Raw genomic sequence first — 17,622 nt, 5'->3', positions numbered from 1 at the left:
GCAGCGTGGGCACGGGACGGAAGCCTTGGGTCAGTCGGCACCGGCCCCGGACGGAAGCCGCAGGCACGTCAGTGCCGGCATCGCACGCAACACGCGGGCCCGGCCGCAACTCCCCGGCGAATGAACCCTGTTGGGCCCGCCCGCCGGACCAAGTCACCGACGCGGGGCCCGGCCCGCGCATGCCCGGTGTGGTTGTCGGTCGCCGACTTCGCGTCGACTTCCTCCTCCACCCCGCAGCCGCACGCGCCGGACCCCGCACACCGGTACTGATCAGTCGTCGCCGATGTCCCGCGAGCCGGTCCGCCGGGCAGGTCCTCGTCGCCGCCCGGTCTCACCCACCACGCGATGTCCGTCTCCCACTCAGCGGCGCGCCCTCGACCGGTCCAGCGCGGCGATGCCGACGGCGGCCAGTCCGATCTGGATGAGCCACTCGATCCAGTCGATGCCCTTGGTGTCGGCGACTCCCAGGCCGGAGGCGATCGCCGCGCCGAGCAGCGCGGCCACGATGCCGACCACGATCGTCAGCACGATGCCGATGTGCTGGCGGCCCGGTACGACGAGTCGCCCCAACACGCCAATGATGATGCCGATGATGATGGCACTGATGATGCCCGAGATCTCCATCTCCGCCCCTCTTTGTCGATTTCCCTGCTCCCTTCATGTGCCCGCTGGACGCCAAGCCAGTCCGCCCGTGTTTTGTTGCCTGTTATTGCCGGGACTTTCTGTTCACCACCCCTTCATGCCATGTACCTTTCAATCGTTCAACGCGTGTAGAACTCCCCCACTACCGTTCTACGCGCGCAGATTTGGCGCCCGCACCGCACCCTTCCTCACCCCCTCACGGAGGTTCGCCGGATGCTTGGATCAAGAAGATCCCGCCGCAGACTCACCACCGCCCTCGCCGGCCTGGGGCTTTTCGTCACCGGAGCAGCCCTCCAGGTCACCACGACGGCCACGCCCGCGCACGCGGCCACCACCCACCGCGTCCTGTTCGACGACGGCCACGCCGAGGAGGCGGGCAACGCGGACTGGATCATCTCCACCAGCAAGCCCGACCCGCTGGCCCAGAACTCCTCGCCCTCCGCCGAGACGGACTGGACCGGCGCGCTCTCCTCGTGGGGCGTCGCCCTCCAGAAGACCGGCAGTTACAGCCTGAAGACGGCCACGAGCGCGCTCACGTACGGCGGTTCGTCGACGACCGACCTGTCGAACTTCGACACACTGGTCCTGCCCGAGCCCAACACGCTGTTCACGACCGCCGAGAAGACCGCGATCATGACGTTCGTCCAGAACGGCGGCGGCCTGTTCATGATCTCCGACCACACCGGCGCCGACCGCAACAACGACGGCTACGACGCGGTCGAGATCCTCAACGACCTGATGACGAACAACAGCGTCGACTCGACCGACCCGTTCGGCTTCTCCATCGACTCGCTGAACATCAGCTCCGGCTACCCGGCCGCGATCAGCGACAGCACCGACCCGGTGCTCAACGGCTCCTTCGGTACCGTCACCAAGAGCCTGATCGCCAACGGCACGACGGCGACCCTGAAGCCCGCCGACAACTCGGCCGTCAAGGGCCTTGTGTACCGCAGCGGTTACTCCGGCAACACCGGCGCCTTCTTCGCGACCAGCACCTTCGGCAGCGGTCGCGTCGCCTTCTGGGGCGACAGCTCACCCATTGACGACGGCACCGGCCAGTCCGGCAACACGCTCTACGACGGCTGGAACGACACCGGCGCCACCAACGCCGCGCTCGCCCTCAACGCCACCGCGTGGCTGGCCGGCGACGGCAGCAGCAGCGGTGGCGGCGGAGGCGGCACCACCTGCACCTCCTCGCAGCTCCTCGGCAACAACGGCTTCGAGTCGGGCAACACCACCTGGACCGCCACCAGCGGCGTGATCACCAACTCCAGCAGCGAGTCCGCCCGTACGGGTTCGTACTACGCCTGGCTGGACGGCTACGGCAGCGCCACCACCGACACCCTGTCCCAGTCGGTGAGCATCCCCTCCGACTGCACTACCGCCGCCCTCAGCTTCTATCTCCACATCGACACGGCGGAGACCACCACCAGTACGGCCTACGACACGCTCAAGGTCCAGGTCCTCAACAGCTCCGGCACGGTCCTGGGCACCCTGGCGACCTACTCCAACCTCAACGCGGCCAGCGGTTACACCCAGCGCAGCTTCAGCCTCGCGAGCTACGCCGGCCAGACCGTCACCCTCAAGTTCACCGGCGTCGAGGGCTCCACGCTCCAGACGTCCTTCGTCATCGACGACACGGCGTTGAACGTCAGCTGACGACGACCTGTGGGGCCCGGCGGCGGCCGGGCCCCACACGTTCACGCCGCCGGGCCCGCCGGGACCGTCAACTCCGGCGTGTTCCAGCCGGAGACCCGCACCCGTGGCGCCGAACCGTGCAGATCGGCCGTCCGGTAGGTCGCCGTCAGCGTCGTCGACTCCCCGGGCCACAGGCTGACTTCATTGTCGGACCACCTCACCGGCAGCACCGGCCTGTCCGTCGAGTCCACGAGATGGACGTCGGTGAGCAGTGAAGGCGTCTTCCCCGCCCCCGAGTTGCGCACCGTGACCGTCGTGGTCGACGTACCGTTCGCGCCCGCCGAGGTCGACGCCGTCGCCGAAACCGGCACCTGCGCCATCGAGTCGAGCCCCTTGAGATCGGCGTAGCTCGTCGTCGGCGTGTAGTACCAGTCCGTGTGCGCCCAGTCGAGCGTGTCGGGCTTGTCGGAGAGCCAGTACACGTTCCGGCTCACCTCCTTGCCGGACGCGTCGGTCAGCGTCAGCCGCACCAGGTACGTCGTGGACAGCCCGCTCACCGACGAGGGCAGGGTGAGCACGGTGCTGTGCGCGCCGCCGCCCGAGACCTTCACCCCCTCGACCGACCTGTCGTACTTCTGCGTGCCGTCCGTGGTGAACAGCGTGGCCCGCGCGGTGAGTGGGGAGGCGGAATCGCGCCGGTTGTTCACCACGACGACTGAGCGGTTGTCGTAGGAGTACTGGATGTGCAGCGGTTCGTTCGCCTTCTTCGCGCCGAAGTAGGCGCCGCCCTGGTCGAGGTAACGGTCCATCAACTGCCAGTGCAGCGAGGTCCATCCGCTGTTGAACATCCAGTAGACGACCCCGGTCGCCGGCTTCGAGGCGTCGGTGGCGTTGCGTTCGTAGGCCTCGAACTGGGCGCGCACGTTCTCGTACTGGGCGAGCTGCGCCTTGCGGACGTAGGCGGTGAGGCTCGTCGGTGGGCCGTAGCGGCCGGTGAGGGCGTTGTCGTAGAGCTTGAGGGTGTTGAAGACCGGCGACGGGGAGCGGTGGTACTGCTTGGCGGCCGGGTCCTTCCAGAGGGTGGTGAGTTCGGCCGGGGTCATCATGCGGCGCAGGGTGTCGAGGGTGGGGATGTCGGGGCCCGCGCTGGTCTCGGAGTTGAAGCCGGTGGCGCCGCCCTCGCGTTTGGCGTACCAGTAGTTCGGCGGGACCCAGTCGTACGGGCCGGTCATCTTCATGCCCGAACTGCCGCTGATCGGGGCGGAGTTGTCGGACGCGGCGGCGACCACCGGGGTGTTCCAGTCGGCGGCCTTCAGGGCGTCCAGGTATGTCTTCTCGATCGTCGCGTCGGGGGCGAAGTCGCTGCCGATGAGGAAGGAGATCACGCTCGGGTGGTCGCGCAGCCGGGCGGCCTCGGCGGCCATCGACGCCTTGGCGACCGGGTAGTCGGCGGCGGTCCACTTGTCGCCGGTCTCGTCCCCGTTGACCTGGCCCTCCCACTTGTCGCAGCACTCCCAGCCGGGGAGGGTGAGGATGCCGTAGCGGTCGGCCAGGTCGAAGAACTCGTCCGGCTCGATGTGCCCTTCCAGGCGGATGGTGTTCAGGCCCAGGTCGAGGGCGTACTTCAGCCGGTCCTCGACATACGTCCGGTCCCAGCGCAGGAACTCGTCCGGCGACCAACCGCCGCCCTTGAGAAGCAACTTGCGGCCGTTGATCCGGTACTGGCGGTCGCCGGCGGAGTTCAGCGGGGCCTGGACGTCGCGGATGCCGAAGGTCTCGTGCGCGGTGTCGGAGGGGGCACCGTTCACGGAGGCGGTGAGGTCGAGGCCGTAGAGCGGCTGGCCGCCCATGCCCGCCGGCCACCAGACCTTGGGGGAGGTCAGATGGAGGGCGAACGCGACCGTCTGCGTCTCGTGGGCGGCGAGGGAGACGGTCTTCTCGAAGGCCGTGGTGCCGATGCCGCCCCGGACCTTCGCGGTGACGGGTGCGTTCGAGTCGTTGCGTGCCTGTGCCTCGACCGTCAGATCGGCGGTGGCGAGCGACGGCACGGCCAGTTTGGTCACCACATGGGTGTCGCGCAGTGCGACCGGGCCGCCGCGTCGGACGAGGACGTCGCGGACGATGCCCATGTTCTGGTCGGGCGGCGGCTGGAGCCAGTCGATCCAGCCCATGGTGAGGTTCTTGTTCGGGTCGTTCGGCCTGATGCGGAAGGCGACCGTGTTCGTGCCGGAGCGGACGAGCGAGGTGACGTCCAGCTCGTGCCGTGTGTAGGCGCCGGTCACGTCGGCGGCCTTGGCGATCTGCTCGCCGTTGAGGTAGACGTCGGCCGCCGAGATCACCCCGCTGAAGTCGAGGTAGGTGCGTTTCGTGCGGTCGGTGACCGTGAAGTCGCTGCGGTACCACCACGGCACCTGGAAGTCGGCCTTCGGGATCTTCCGCTGGTTCGTGGAGTAGAAGGGGTCCGGGTGGACGCCGTCGGCGATCAGGGCCGCGAGGACCGTGGAGCGCGCCCCGGCCGGGTACCAGCCGGTCGGCCGATAGCCGGGGGAGGAGACGGCCTCGGCGGAGTCGGTGACCTTGGCGGTCGACTGGATCGCGTAGCCGGACAGCGGGGTGGCGGTCCCGGCCGTCGGGCGTACGGCGGTCACCGGGACCCGCGCGGGAGGCGGGGACGACTCCCGCGTCCCCGCCCACGCACTCGTGGTGAGGGTACCCAGCAGGGCGAGGGCGACCGCGGCCGTGGCGAGACGGCTCCTGAGGAGTGGGGGGACGGCGGGGCGGTGGAACACGGTGGTCTCCAGCCTCGTCAAGTTAGGAAACTTTACTAACCGCACCAGAAGGTAGGGCGCGCGAAGGGGCCTGTCAATCACCGTTGCGTGTGGGCGAGTTGCTCAGGACGCCGAGCGGCGCTCGAACACCAGGTCCCGCGCGGTGCCGAGAGCGGTGGCCACCGCGCCCAGCAGTACCGCGTCCTCGCCCAGTGCGCTGGGCACGATCTTCGGCCGGAGCGGAGTGAGCGCGCGCAGGTTCTCCCGCACCGGACGCAGCAGCAGATCCACGCTGTGCCCGACCCCGCCGCCCAGGACGACCAGGTCGGGATCGAGCACCGCCGCGGCAGCCGCCACTGTGTGCGCGATCCGCTCGCCCTCCAGCTCGACCGCCTTGACGGCGGCGGCGTTTCCCTGCCGGGCCGCGTCGAACACGGCCTTCGCGGTGAGCTGCTGCCCGCTCATGCCGAACATGCGGGCCGCCTCGACGACGGCCACCCCGGACACGGCGTCCTCCAGCGTCTCCGGCTTCTGCCGCCCCGGCCACGGCAGGAACCCGATCTCCCCGGCCCCGCCGTGCGCCCCCGTGAACAGCCGCCCCTCGCTGACCACGCCCATGCCGAGACCGGTGCCGATCATGATGTACGCGAACAGCCGGCTGCCCGCGCCGACGCCGTACGTGTACTCGCCCAGCGCCGCGAGATTGGCGTCGTTGTGCACCTCCAGCGGGATGCCCAGCTCCTCCCGCATCCGGTCGAACAGCCCGGCCCGGCCCCACCCCGGCAGATGCATCGCGTAGCGCACCCGCCGCCGCTGCTCGTCGTACACGCCCGGCGTGCCCACCACGGCGTGCACCACCGCGGCCGGTGCGACCTCCGAGTTGGCGACGACCTGGTGCGCGGTGGCGACCACCAGCTCGGCCATCGCGCCCGAACTGCGGGCCCGGTTGCGGACGTCCGCCCGCGCCACCACCTCGCCGTCCAGATTGGCCACCGCGACCCGCAGCCAACTACGCCCGACGTCGATCCCGAGCGCGTACCCGGCGGACGGATCGGGCGCGTAGAGCACGGCGGTCCGGCCGCGCTCGGGTGCCTGCGTCCCGACCTCGTGGACCAGCCCCGCTTCCTCCAGAGCGGCGAGCGCGCTGGAGACCGTCGGCTTCGACAGCCCTGTCTCGCGGGCGAGTTGGGCGCGCGAGGCGGCACCGGCGGTGCGCAGCCGGTCGAGCAGCATCCGCTCGTTGACGCTCCGCAGCCGCTGCCGGTTCCAGGGCTGTTCCGGCTGCTCTACGGCGTCGACGGCGGGCATCGCACCATTCTCACGCATCGGGGACACCCTCTTGACGAGTCTAGTAAGGCTCCTTAACTTTATCGCCCAGTCAGCCACCGGATACCGGCCCGCACGCCGCACCCCGCATCCCCCGAGCCACGCACCCCCTCAGGAGCCCCCATGTCCGGTAGTCCGCCCCCAGACGGCGGCTTCGTCCGCCGCGTCGGCCTCTTCCAGGCCACCGCGATCAACATGAGCCAGATGTGCGGCATCGGCCCGTTCGTGACCATCCCCCTGATGGTCGCCGCGTTCGGCGGCCCCCAGGCGGTGATCGGCTTCGTCGCGGGTGCGATCCTCGCCCTCGCCGACGGGCTCGTGTGGGCCGAGCTGGGCGCCGCGATGCCCGGCTCCGGCGGCAGCTACGTCTATCTCCGCCAGGCCTTCCAGTACCGCACGGGCCGGCTGATGCCGTTCCTGTTCGTCTGGACGGCGATGCTCTTCATTCCGCTGATCATGTCGACGGGTGTGGTCGGCTTCGTGCAATATCTCGGCTATCTGGCACCGGACCTGGGCAAGACCTCCGGCGACCTCATCGGCCTCGGCGTCATCGCCCTGGTGATCCTCCTCCTCTGGCGCGGCATCGAGAACATCGCGCGCATCACCGCCGTGATGTGGACGGTGATGATCGCCTCGGTGTTCCTGGTGATCCTGGCCGCCGCGACCCACTTCAGCGGCCACCTCGCCTTCACCTACCCGGCGCACGCCTTCGACCTGGGCAGCGACCACTTCTGGCTCGGTTTCGCCGGCGGCCTCACCATCGGCATCTACGACTACCTCGGCTACAACACCACCGCCTACATGGGCGCCGAGATCAAGGACCCCGGCCGTACGCTGCCGCGCTCCATCCTCTTCTCCATCATCGGCATCATGGCGATCTACCTCATGCTCCAGATCGGCACCCTCGGCGTCATCGACTGGCACCGGATGACCCACGTGAACGACATCGCGTCCAGCTCGGTGGCCTCGGCGGTCCTGGAGAAGACCTGGGGCAAGGGCGCCGCCGACACCGTCACCGTCCTCATCCTGATCACGGCCTTCGCCTCGGTCTTCACCGGCCTCCTCGGCGGCTCCCGGGTCCCCTACGACGCGGCCCGCGAACGCGTCTTCTTCCGTCCCTACGCCAAGCTCCACCCCAAGCACCGCTTCCCGACGCTGGGCCTGGCCACGATGGGCGTGATCACGGCGATCGGCTTCCTCATCGGCCGCCACACGGACCTCGCGACCCTGATCCAGCTCCTGACCACGGTCATGGTCATCGTCCAGGCGCTGGCCCAGATCATCGCCCTGACGGTCCTGCGCAAACGCCAGTCGACCCTCCGCCGCCCCTACCGCATGTGGCTCTACCCCGTCCCGAGCATCGTCGCCTTCGTCGGCTGGTGCGTGATCTACGGCTACGCCGACAGGAACTCCCCGGGCCGCCACCCCATCGAGTGGTCCCTGGCCTGGCTCGCCCTGGGTGTCGTCGCGTTCGTCATCTGGGCCCGCCTGGAGAAGGTCTGGCCGTTCGGCCCCAAGGAGATCGCGGAGGAGTACCTCACGGAGACGGTGCCGGAACCCGCCGGTGCCTGAAGGTAGTTGACCCACCCCGTCGCGGCGAGCACCGCACCCGCGACGTCGACGACGGAGCGCCCGTCCGTCACCACCCGCACGGTGTCCACGGGCGCCCGCTCGTCCAACGAACATGCCTGGCAAGCACTCTTGGTCAACTCCTGCGCCAACTCGCCGCCCATCTCGGGCCCGTTGAGCAGTGCCTCCGCGTGATCCACACGAGCAGCGCGCCCAGCCATACTCGTGCGGTTGACGATTTGGGGGAGGTGGACCACGTGGAGGAGCCGATCCTCGGCGGAGGCGCGATCAACGAGGTCGTCCGGGTCGGGGAGACCGTACGCCGTACGCCCGCGGAACGGTCGCGGTACGTCACCGCGGTGCTCGCGCTGTTCGCGCGGCACGGGTGGGCGGGCGCCCCGCGTTTCCTGGGTACGGACGAGCGGGGGCGGGAGGTGTTCCAGTACCTCGACGGCCGGGCCGCCGTCAGCCCCGAGGAGCGGTCCGCCGCCCGCGCCGACGACAGCCTCGTGCGCGTCGCGCGGCTCGTCCGTGCCTTCCACGACCTGACGCACGGCACACCCGAGGCCGGTGACCAGGACGTCGTGTGCCACAACGACCTGGCCCCCAAGAACACCGTCTACGCCGTCCACGGCACCGCGTGGCACCCGTTGGCCTTCGTCGACTGGGACCTGGCCGCTCCCGGCGAGCGCGTCCACGACCTCGCCCATGTCTGCTGGCAGTACCTGGACCTCGGACCGGGCGTGACCGACGTACCCGAGGCCGCCCGCCGGATCGCGCTGATCTGCGAGGCGTACGGGCTGGACGACACCGGCAGGGTCCTCGACACGGTCCTGTGGTGGCAGGAGCGGTGTTGGCGAGGCATCGAGGCCGGGGCCGAGCGCGGTGAACGGGCCATGCTCGGCCTGCGCGCGGCCGGCGTCGTGGACCAGGTGCGGGACGCGTACGCCTGGGTGGCCGCACACCGCCGCGAACTGGGCGCTTTCCCGGGCTGAGACGGGCACGCCCCGAGTCGGTGAAGCGTCCGCCTTGACATGCAAGTAATTGCCTGCATAACTTTGGGTGTGCGATCAGAACACGACTCAGGGATGGACAAGGTCTTCAAGGCGCTGGCCGACGAGACCCGCAGACGGCTGCTGGACCGGCTGCACGAGCACAACGGGCAGACGCTCGGCGAGCTGTGCGGGCGCATCGACATGACCCGTCAGTCGGTGACCCAGCATCTGGCCGTCCTGGAGGCCGCCAACCTGGTCAGCACGGTGCGGCGCGGGCGGGAGAAGCTGCACTACCTCAATCCGGTCCCGCTGCACGAGATGCAGGAGCGCTGGATCGACAAGTTCGAGCGCCCGCGACTGCGCGCGCTCGGGGCCCTGAAGCGACGAGCCGAGGAAGCCATGACCGACAAGCCGACATTCGTCTACGTCACCTACATCGCGAGCACGCCCGAGAAGGTCTGGGACGCGCTCACCGACGCCGACCTGACCGCCGCCTACTGGGGCCACAGCAACGTGTCCGACTGGCGGCCGGGCTCCCGCTGGGAACACCGGCGCACGGACGGTTCCGGCATCGCCGACGTCGTCGGCACCGTGGTCGAGAGCGAGCGCCCGACCCGCCTGGTGACCACCTGGACCTCGCCGGAGAACGAGGGGGACGAGGACAAGCACTCCCGGGTCACCTACGACATCCGGCGGCACGAGGACATCGTGCGCCTCACCGTCACCCACGAGGACCTCGCCGACGAGGGCGAGCTGTCCGACGTGTCCGGCGGCTGGCCGGCGGTGCTGTCCAACCTGAAGTCCGTTCTGGAGACCGGCAGCACGCTCCCGCAGTCGCCGTGGTCGGTGCCGGGCCGCTGAGGGGCCGTACGGACGCGGTCGGGTCCGGTCCGTGGTGCGCGGACCGGACCCGACCTGCCTTCCTTCCGGGGAGCCGCTACGGCTTGGGGGTGCTCTTCGCCGCCGTACCGGCGCACACCAGGCCCAGGAGCACGGCCAGTCCGCCGATGATGACGTTGTTCAGGATGACGCCCTTGTCGGGGCTGCTGCCGACGATCCACGGCGAGACGATCATCCAGACACCCAGGGCGCTCATCGCCCAGCTGAGGCCGTACATGCGCTCCGGTGCCCTGGTGAACCCGAGGGCCAGCAGGCCGATCGCGATGCCGACGATCAGGTTGTGCGGCACGAGCGCGGGCTGGCTCGTCGTGTAGTGGAGTATCCACGGGGATACGGCGCAGTACAGACCGAGCAGGAACACCGGTCCGTCCACGAGCGCCACATCGCGTCCACCGAGCATGCGGGCGTAGCGCGCCCGCATTTCGGAGACATCAGGGTGGCTCGCTATGTCACCTCTGGTGTGCGAGACGTTGGCCATGACTCGTCTCCTTTGAGTTGCTGGCCTGACCGCGTCTGGTGCGGTGTGCGGTAAGAGCCGCTAACCCCCATTCTGCTCTTATTTCCCCTTTATGTGTAGTGATCAGACTGTTCGTCGTCCGCGAGACGGCGGCGCAACTGGTGGAGGCCGCGTCGCGCGTGGCTCTTGACCGTGCCGAGCGGCCAGCCGGTGCGCCGGGCGATCTGGGTCTGGGTGAGGTCCTCGTAGTACGTCAGCCGCAGCACCCGCTGCTGGGGCGCGGGCAGCCGGGCCAGCTCGTGCAGCACGAGCACGCGGTCGAGAACCGCCTCGGGACTGCGGGCACCGGGATCGGCGGGGGCCAGGGATGCCCCGGCGGCGGCCACGACATGGAGTCGACGGGTCCGGGCGGACAGCGCGTCCGCGATCCTGCGCCTGGTGATGCCCACGATCCAGCCGCCCATCGTGCCGCGCTCGGGACAGAAACCCCGCCGCCCGCGCCACACGCCGAGGAACACCTGCTGCGTCACGTCCTCCGCCTCCTTGACATCCCCCAGCGAACGCCGGGCCAGCGCGTGCACCAGGGCCGACCAGCGCTGATACGCGGCGGCCAGACAGCCCTCGTCGCCCGCCACCAGCCCCCTCGCCACCTCCTCGTCGGTGAGCGACTCCGCCGCCGGGCTCGGCCGGGCGGTGCCGTGCTGCGGGCTCATGACGACGGCTCCTCACGTCGGACGGATGGGGATGTCGGCCGGGGCGTGCCCCGATGCGGCCATCGTGCGAGCCGGGGATCAAGGCCATCAACTTGCGTCGATTCTGCGTCGTACCATCGCCGCATGAGCGAATTGCCCGGCGGCGAGGGCGCGGCGAACGCGTCCGCGGCCGAAGTGCCCCTGACGACCGGTGCGTTGGCCCGCCGACTGGGCGTGGCGCCGACCACGCTGCGGTCCTGGGAGCGGCGCTACGGCATCGGTCCCGCCACCCGCGCCGAGGGCCGGCACCGGCGCTGGACCCCGAGGGACGTGGCGCTGCTGGAGGCGATGTGCCGGCTGACCTCGTCGGGCGTGCCGGCCGCCGAGGCGGCGCGGGTGGCGAAGGGGACCGCCGGTCCGCTCACGGAGCCCCGGCCCGAACGGTCCCGGAAGTCCCGGGCCCCCGGCGCGCTGCCCCTCGGGGACGCGCGCCAGGAGTGCCGCGGCCTGGCGCGCGCCGCCGTACGGCTCGACGCGCCGGCCGTCGAGCGTCAACTGGCCGATGCCGTAAGCCGGTACGGAATCGTCGACGCCTGGCATGAGGTGATGGTGCCGACCCTGCACGCCGTGGGACGCAAATGGGCGTCGTCCGGGGACCGTTACGTCGAGGTCGAGCACCTGCTGTCCTGGCACGTCTCCACCGCCCTGCGCCGAGGCACCCCGCATCCCGCCCGAGCGCCGGACACCTCGCCCGCCGGTCCCGTCGTCCTGGCCTGCGTGCCCGGCGAACAACACACCCTGCCGATCGAGGCACTCAACGCCGCACTGGCCGAACTCGGCCTGCCCACAAGGATGTTCGGCGCCGCCGTGCCCGCGGAGGCACTCACCGCCGCGGTGCGGCGGCTGGGCCCGGCCGCCGTCGTCCTGTGGGCGCAGGCGCGCTCCACGGCGAGCCCGCCGCTGGCCCGGCATCTCGCCGACATCCGCTGGGGAGTGAAAGGCGCCCGGAGACAGCCCGCGATGATGCTGGCAGGACCCGGCTGGTCCGGTACGTCGTCGCGGGGAGTTGTGCGGCCGACGACCCTCAGGGACGCCGTGGACTTCGTGTCCGGGATGTACGGGGAACGGCACTGACAGCGGACCTCAGTCACCTGACCGGCCCAGCCGGAAACGCGCCAGCCCGTCGGCGAGTTCGACGATCGGATCCGGGTAGTCGCCGAGCGCGACCCGGTCAAGTCCCTTGAGTTTCCACGGCTCGTGCACCAACGGCCCTTCGACCCGGGCGAGTTCGGGCACCCAGCGGCGGACGTACGTGCCGTCCGGGTCGTGCCGCTTGGCCTGCGTGACCGGGTTGAGGACGCGATGGGGGCGCGAGTCCGTGCCGGTGCCCGCCATCCACTGCCAGTTGAGCTGGTTGTTCGCCACATCGCCGTCGACCAGCAGGTCCAGGAAGTGCCGGGCGCCGACCCGCCAGTCGACATACAGCGTCCTGGTGAGGAAGCTCGCCGTCAGCAGCCGGCCCCGGTTGTGCATCCAGCCCTCGTGGCGCAGTTGGCGCATCGCCGCGTCGATCAGCGGATAGCCGGTGCGGCCCTCCTTCCAGGCCGCGATGTCCTCGCGGGCGGTGCGTCCGGACCGCCAACGGTCGTGTTTCGTACGGTAGTCGGAGCCGGCGGCAGCGGGCCTGGCCGCCAGCACCTGACGGTGGAAGTCACGCCACGCGAGCTGCCGTACGAACGCCTCGGCGCCCGGTCCGTCCAAGTGCCGTGCCCGGTGGACCAGTTCCACGGGGGACAGGGTGCCGAAGTGGAGGTGGGGGGAGAGACGGGAGGTGGCGTCGGCGGCCAGGTCGTCGTGGACGTCCTCGTACGCGGCGATCCCACTCCGCAGCCACCGGCTCAGCCGCCTGCGGGCCTCCGACTCCCCGCCGGTCGCCAGGCCCGGCGACAGCCCCGCGACGCCGGTACGGGAGGGCAGCTCCTCGGAGCCGACACCGTCCGGGACCCGCACGGTCCGCGGCGCGGCCAGCGGGGCGCGCAGCCGTACCCCGGACCACTGCCGGAAGTACGGCGTGAAGACGGCGAAGTGGTCCGAGGAGGCCGGCGTCACCGCGCCGGGGGCGACGGCCGTGGTCACCGTGTCGTGGACGTGCAACCGGCGTCCCTCCGCCTCCAGCGCATGCCGCAGCCGTTGCTCGCGCCGCTGTGCGTAACCGCTGACGTCGGCCGCCAGGTGCACCTCGTCGGCGTCGGTCTCGGCGGCCACCTTGCACACCTCGCCGACGACGTCACCGGAGCGGACGACGAGCCGACCACCCCGTTCCCGCAGACCGGCGTCGAGGTCGCGCAGACAGTCGGCGAGGAACGCCAGCCGGTTCGGCGCGGCGAATCCGGCGTCCGCCACACCCCGGTCGCGGACGAACAGGGGGACCACCTCGCGGGCCTCGGCGGCGGCCCGCAGCGCGGGGTGGTCGTGCAGACGCAGGTCGGAGGTGAACAGGACGACCGAGACGTTCATGGTGCGCACTCCGGGAGACGGCAATGAGGGTCGTGAGGTGCTTCCGGCCCGGTGCGCGCCACGGATGCGGCCGTCACCCGACGGGCGTACGCGACCCCGGCGCCGCGTTGCCCGGCATGTCGGCGACGATCGCGGGCAGTCGAACAGGTACGACAGTCCCTGCGGGGAGTCGCAAGGCGGACGCTGGAGGTGTCTTCGGACATGGGCGCGAAGGTGTTGGAGCGGTTTCCGGCGGGAGCCCCGCGCGGATCATGGCCCGCCGAGGAGTTCGCGGCCAGGCGCCGCGCCGAGGGTCAGCCCGCCAGGGTCGTCATGGACCTGAAGTCCGACGCGTTCCTCGTGGTGGTTCCCGTCGGCGACGAGGACTGACAGTACGTACGGGTGCGGCCTCAGACGCGCTCCTCGCCCAGCTCCCGCGCCCGGCGTACGAACGCCTCGTGCAGATCCCCCGCCGCCTGCGGCACGGACTCCGCACGACGGCGGCGCAGCATCAGCAGCACCCGGGCCGTGTCGCCGGCGATCGGCCGGTAGGTGATCGCGCCGAGCCGCTCCAGCGGGTCCCCGACCACGCTGAAGTCGGGCAGGACCGTCGCCCCCAGCCCCTCCGCGACCATGAGCTTGCCCATCTCGGCACCGTCGGTCGAATACGCGAACGCCGGGCCGCGCCCACCCAGCAGTCGGTGCACATAGCGGTGCATCACATAGCCGGAACGCATACCGATCAGCGGCTCGGTGAGTAGCTCGTCCACACTGACCGTCGGCCGGGACGCCAATGGGCTGTCGGGGCGTACGCACACCACCGGCAGCCCGGACAGCAGCTCGGTCGACTCGAAGTCGGCCGGCATGTCGTCGCCGTCCAGGTGATTGACCAGCCCGAGATCGAACCCGCCCTCCGACAGCGCCCGGTGGATGTCCGTCTGCAACGCGCCGACCACCTCGACCTGGGTCAGCGGATGCGCGGCACGGAAGTCCCGCACGACCGGCAGCAGCAGCGGCACGGTCGCCGCGTTGACCGTCCCCACTCGCACCATGCGACTGATCCGGTGCTGCTCGCCCGCCGCCGCCCGCAACCGGTCCACCGCGTCCAGCACATCGACGATCCTCGGCAGCAGCTCCCGGCCCTCCGCGCTCATCGTCGCCCCGGACCGTTTGCGCTCCAGGAGGTCGACGCCGAGTTCCCGTTCGAGGTTCCGCACGGTCTCGCTCAACGCGGGCTGCGACAGGCGCAGTTCCTCGGCGGCCCGGCGCAGGGAGCCGAGCCGGGTCACGGCCGCTATGTATTCCAGCTGTTCGGTCCGCATGACCGCAGAATGCGGCCGATTTCCCGGGCCGTTCAAGGGTTTCCCTGTCACACCTTCGTGAAATTCAATGGTCCGCGATACGAGACCGGTCGGGTTTTCCTTGACGCTCCTCACCGGCGGCTGCCACGATCGACGGCATGAAGATGCGACTGGACCTCACGCGGCGACGCCACGTCGACCTCGCGCGCGTCTCCAGCGCCTCCTGTTGCACCGCGGCCTGATCCCCGTCACCTCTGCTCTGTGATCCGCCGCCCCCTTTTCGCTCCCGTCTGAAATTCGCCGGATATCGCTCCGGCCGGATTCGGCGTGCCCGGAAACGCATTCCGCAACAGGAGTTCCGCATGCCCGCAGCGCCCGTGAAATTCGCCTACTGGGTCCCCAACGTCAGCGGGGGACTCGTCACCAGCAAGATCGAGCAACGCACCGACTGGGGATACGAGTACAACCGCGAACTGGCCGTCCTCGCCGAGAACAACGGCTTCGAGTACGCGCTCAGCCAGGTCCGCTACATGGCCAGCTACGGCGCCGAGTTCCAGCACGAGTCGACCAGTTTCAGCCTCGCCCTCCTCCTCGCCACCCAGCGCCTCAAAGTCATCGCCGCCGTCCACCCAGGCCTCTGGCACCCGGGCGTCCTCGCCAAACTCGGCGCCACCGCCGACCACTTGTCGAACGGCCGCTTCGCGGTCAACGTCGTGTCCGGCTGGTTCAAGGGCGAGTTCACCGCGCTCGGCGAACCCTGGCTGGAGCACGACGAGCGCTACCGCCGCTCCGAGGAGTTCATCCAGGCCCTGCGCCGGATCTGGACCGAGGACCACGCCGAACTCGCCGGAGACTTCTACCGGTTGCGCGACTTCTCCCTCAAGCCCAAGCCCCTCAACACCCCCGAACGACCGCACCCGGAGATCTTCCAGGGCGGCAACTCCACCGCCGCCCGCGCGATGGCCGGCCGCGTCTCCGACTGGTACTTCTCCAACGGCAAGGACTTCGACGGCGTCACCGAGCAGATCGCCGACGTACACCACTCGGCGGCCCAAGTCGGCCGCACCGCACCGAAGTTCGGCCTCAACGGCTTCCTCATCGCCCGCGACACCGAGGCCGAGGCCCGCGACACGCTCCGCGAGATCGTCGCCAAGGCCGACCGCGAGGCCGTCGAAGGCTTCGGAGCGGCGGTGAAGCAGGCCGGGCAGTCCTCGGCCGACGGCAAGGGCATGTGGCAGGACTCCACATTCGAGGACCTCGTGCAGTACAACGACGGCTTCCGCACGGGGCTCATCGGCACCCCGGAGCAGATCGCCGAACGGATCGTCGCCTACCGGAAGTTGGGCGTCAATCTTCTCCTGCTCGGCTTCCTGCACTACCACGAGGAGGTGGAGTACTTCGGCAAGCGGGTGCTGCCGCTCGTGCGTGAACTGGAAGCCCAACTCCCGGACACCGAGCCCGAGTCCGTCTCCGTCCACGCCTGAGCGCCCCCACCGCGAAAGAGGTCGTCCGACATGAGCACCGTCACGCCCGCCGACTGGCAGACCCGCCCGGCCCCGCAGACCGCCCAGGACTGGATCGCCCGCGCCGCCGAGGTCGCCGCCGTCCTCGACACCGACGCCGCCGCCCGCGACCGCGCGGGCGCCACCCCCTACGCCGAGGTCCAACTCCTCAAGGACTCCGGCCTCGTCACCCTGCTCGGCCCCACGGAGCACGGCGGCGGAGGCCAGGACTGGCCCACCGCCTACCGGGTTGTCCGCGAGATCGCTAAGGCCGACGGCTCCATCGGCCAACTCCTCGGCTACCACTACCTGTGGAACTGGGCCGCCCGCCTCGTCGGCACCCGCGAACAGTGGGAGCACGTCGAGGCCGAGGCCGCCCGCAGCCGCTGGTTCTTCGGCGGCGCCGTCAACCCGCGCGACAAGGACGTCACCGTCACCGAGGACGGCGACGACCTCGTCTTCACCGGCCGCAAGTCCTTCTCCACCGGCAGCAAGGTCTCCGACGTCACCGTCCTCGAAGGCGTCCTGGAGGGCACCGACCAGCATGTGTTCGCGATCGTGCCCTCCGACAGCGAGGGCCTGACCTTCCTCGACGACTGGGACAACATCGGCCAGCGCCTCACCGAGAGCGGCGGCGTCATCCTCGACGGCGTGCGCACCCCGTGGTCCTCGGCGGCCGGCTACGTCGACAAGGAATTCCGGCCGCGCACGTACAACACGCTCAACGTCCCCACCATCCAACTCGTCTTCGTCAACTTCTACTTGGGCATCGCCGGCGGCGCCCTGGAGACGGCGGCCACCTACACCCGTACCAAGTCCCGCTCGTGGCTGCACGGCGGCCACGAGCGCGCGGTCGACGAGCCCTACGTCATCGACACCTACGGCGACCTCACCGCGAAGCTCTGGGCCGTCGAGGCACTGGCCGACACCGTCGCCGCCGAGGGGCAGCGCCTGCACGACGACCCCGACGCCGTCACGGAGAAGGCGCGCGGTGACTTCGAGGTACGGGTCGCCGCCGTCAAGGCACGCGCCACCGATGTCGCCCTGGAGATCGGCAACCGCGTCTTCGAGGTCACAGGCGCCCGCTCCACGTCCGCCACGGAGGGCCTGGACCGCTTCTGGCGCAACGTGCGCACCCACACCCTGCACGACCCCGTCGCCTACAAGCGGCGCGAGGTCGGCCGCTGGGTCCTCGAGGGCGAACTGCCCGAACCCACCTGGTACTCCTGACCCGCCAGCCCTGGGGTGGGCGCCCCAGTGGGGGGCCCCCCCCCCCCCCCAAGACGCCCACACCAACACACGGCATCCGCGCAAGGGAACGATCAGCGCACCCCCT

General features: G+C 70.3%; 17 protein-coding genes. 10 read left to right on the top strand and 7 right to left on the bottom strand.

Features of this window, described 5'->3' with window-relative positions; all coding sequences use genetic code 11:
* Positions 1–360: 360 nt before the first annotated feature.
* Positions 361–624, bottom strand: coding sequence for a GlsB/YeaQ/YmgE family stress response membrane protein (locus ACIQBL_RS43020; protein ID WP_401953010.1), 264 nt, complete (start codon positions 622–624; stop codon positions 361–363).
* 231 nt (positions 625–855) lie between these two features.
* Between ACIQBL_RS43020 and ACIQBL_RS43015 the strand changes: the two genes are divergently transcribed.
* Positions 856–2,301 carry a hydrolase gene (locus ACIQBL_RS43015; protein WP_401953008.1) on the top strand — a complete coding sequence of 482 codons (1,446 nt, stop codon included), beginning with the start codon at positions 856–858 and terminating at the stop codon, positions 2,299–2,301.
* Positions 2,302–2,342: 41 nt separating this feature from the next.
* On the opposite strand, the gene ACIQBL_RS43010 is transcribed toward ACIQBL_RS43015, so the two are convergent.
* Positions 2,343–5,069, bottom strand: coding sequence for a glycosyl hydrolase 2 galactose-binding domain-containing protein (locus tag ACIQBL_RS43010; RefSeq protein ID WP_401953207.1), 2,727 nt, complete (start codon positions 5,067–5,069; stop codon positions 2,343–2,345).
* A gap of 102 nt (positions 5,070–5,171) precedes the next feature.
* Positions 5,172–6,356 carry an ROK family protein gene (locus ACIQBL_RS43005; RefSeq protein ID WP_401953205.1) on the bottom strand — a complete coding sequence of 395 codons (1,185 nt, stop codon included), beginning with the start codon at positions 6,354–6,356 and terminating at the stop codon, positions 5,172–5,174.
* A gap of 141 nt (positions 6,357–6,497) precedes the next feature.
* Here ACIQBL_RS43005 and ACIQBL_RS43000 point away from each other — a divergent pair, with 141 nt between their 5' ends.
* The 4 genes from ACIQBL_RS43000 (at position 6,498) to ACIQBL_RS42985 (ending at position 9,799) form a co-directional block, all read left to right on the top strand.
* A complete protein-coding gene (locus tag ACIQBL_RS43000) occupies positions 6,498–7,946 on the top strand; it encodes an APC family permease (protein ID WP_401953005.1) in 1,449 nt (482 codons plus the stop codon).
* Between the two features lie 6 nt (positions 7,947–7,952).
* Entirely contained in the window at positions 7,953–8,138 is a 186-nt protein-coding gene (locus ACIQBL_RS42995; protein WP_401953002.1) for a hypothetical protein, read from the top strand.
* Positions 8,139–8,200: 62 nt separating this feature from the next.
* On the top strand, positions 8,201–8,938 hold the full coding sequence (locus ACIQBL_RS42990; protein WP_401953000.1) for a phosphotransferase: 738 nt from the start codon (positions 8,201–8,203) through the stop codon (positions 8,936–8,938).
* 93 nt (positions 8,939–9,031) lie between these two features.
* Positions 9,032–9,799, top strand: coding sequence for an ArsR/SmtB family transcription factor (locus ACIQBL_RS42985; RefSeq protein WP_401952997.1), 768 nt, complete (start codon positions 9,032–9,034; stop codon positions 9,797–9,799).
* Positions 9,800–9,875: 76 nt separating this feature from the next.
* On the opposite strand, the gene ACIQBL_RS42980 is transcribed toward ACIQBL_RS42985, so the two are convergent.
* Positions 9,876–10,316 carry an SPW repeat protein gene (locus ACIQBL_RS42980; protein ID WP_401952994.1) on the bottom strand — a complete coding sequence of 147 codons (441 nt, stop codon included), beginning with the start codon at positions 10,314–10,316 and terminating at the stop codon, positions 9,876–9,878.
* 89 nt (positions 10,317–10,405) lie between these two features.
* On the bottom strand, positions 10,406–11,008 hold the full coding sequence (locus tag ACIQBL_RS42975) for a sigma-70 family RNA polymerase sigma factor (protein WP_401952991.1): 603 nt from the start codon (positions 11,006–11,008) through the stop codon (positions 10,406–10,408).
* Between the two features lie 123 nt (positions 11,009–11,131).
* Between ACIQBL_RS42975 and ACIQBL_RS42970 the strand changes: the two genes are divergently transcribed.
* On the top strand, positions 11,132–12,121 hold the full coding sequence (locus tag ACIQBL_RS42970; protein WP_401952988.1) for a MerR family transcriptional regulator: 990 nt from the start codon (positions 11,132–11,134) through the stop codon (positions 12,119–12,121).
* A 9-nt stretch (positions 12,122–12,130) separates the two neighbouring features.
* Here ACIQBL_RS42970 and ACIQBL_RS42965 read toward each other — a convergent pair whose 3' ends face one another.
* The gene (locus ACIQBL_RS42965; RefSeq protein ID WP_401952985.1) at positions 12,131–13,504 is read right to left on the bottom strand and encodes a cryptochrome/photolyase family protein; all 1,374 of its coding nucleotides are present in this window, start codon (positions 13,502–13,504) and stop codon (positions 12,131–12,133) included.
* Positions 13,505–13,705: 201 nt separating this feature from the next.
* Between ACIQBL_RS42965 and ACIQBL_RS42960 the strand changes: the two genes are divergently transcribed.
* The gene (locus ACIQBL_RS42960) at positions 13,706–13,873 is read left to right on the top strand and encodes a hypothetical protein (RefSeq protein ID WP_199827269.1); all 168 of its coding nucleotides are present in this window, start codon (positions 13,706–13,708) and stop codon (positions 13,871–13,873) included.
* Positions 13,874–13,893: 20 nt separating this feature from the next.
* On the opposite strand, the gene ACIQBL_RS42955 is transcribed toward ACIQBL_RS42960, so the two are convergent.
* Entirely contained in the window at positions 13,894–14,805 is a 912-nt protein-coding gene (locus ACIQBL_RS42955; protein WP_401952982.1) for a LysR family transcriptional regulator, read from the bottom strand.
* 137 nt (positions 14,806–14,942) lie between these two features.
* Between ACIQBL_RS42955 and ACIQBL_RS42950 the strand changes: the two genes are divergently transcribed.
* The 3 genes from ACIQBL_RS42950 to ACIQBL_RS42940 all read left to right on the top strand — a co-directional run bounded on the left by ACIQBL_RS42950 (position 14,943) and on the right by ACIQBL_RS42940 (position 17,516).
* Positions 14,943–15,026, top strand: a complete 84-nt coding sequence (locus tag ACIQBL_RS42950; protein WP_350966533.1) for a putative leader peptide — start codon at positions 14,943–14,945, stop codon at positions 15,024–15,026.
* A gap of 120 nt (positions 15,027–15,146) precedes the next feature.
* Entirely contained in the window at positions 15,147–16,268 is a 1,122-nt protein-coding gene (sfnG, locus tag ACIQBL_RS42945; protein WP_401952979.1) for a dimethylsulfone monooxygenase SfnG, read from the top strand.
* Positions 16,269–16,298: 30 nt separating this feature from the next.
* Positions 16,299–17,516, top strand: a complete 1,218-nt coding sequence (locus ACIQBL_RS42940; RefSeq protein ID WP_401952977.1) for an acyl-CoA dehydrogenase family protein — start codon at positions 16,299–16,301, stop codon at positions 17,514–17,516.
* The last annotated feature ends 106 nt before the right edge of the window (positions 17,517–17,622 follow it).

This window comes from Streptomyces sp. NPDC088350 (assembly GCF_044753545.1).
Classification (GTDB): domain Bacteria; phylum Actinomycetota; class Actinomycetes; order Streptomycetales; family Streptomycetaceae; genus Streptomyces.
The sequence above is the reverse complement of the archived record's forward strand: the minus strand, read 5'-3'. Positions and strand labels throughout refer to the sequence as shown.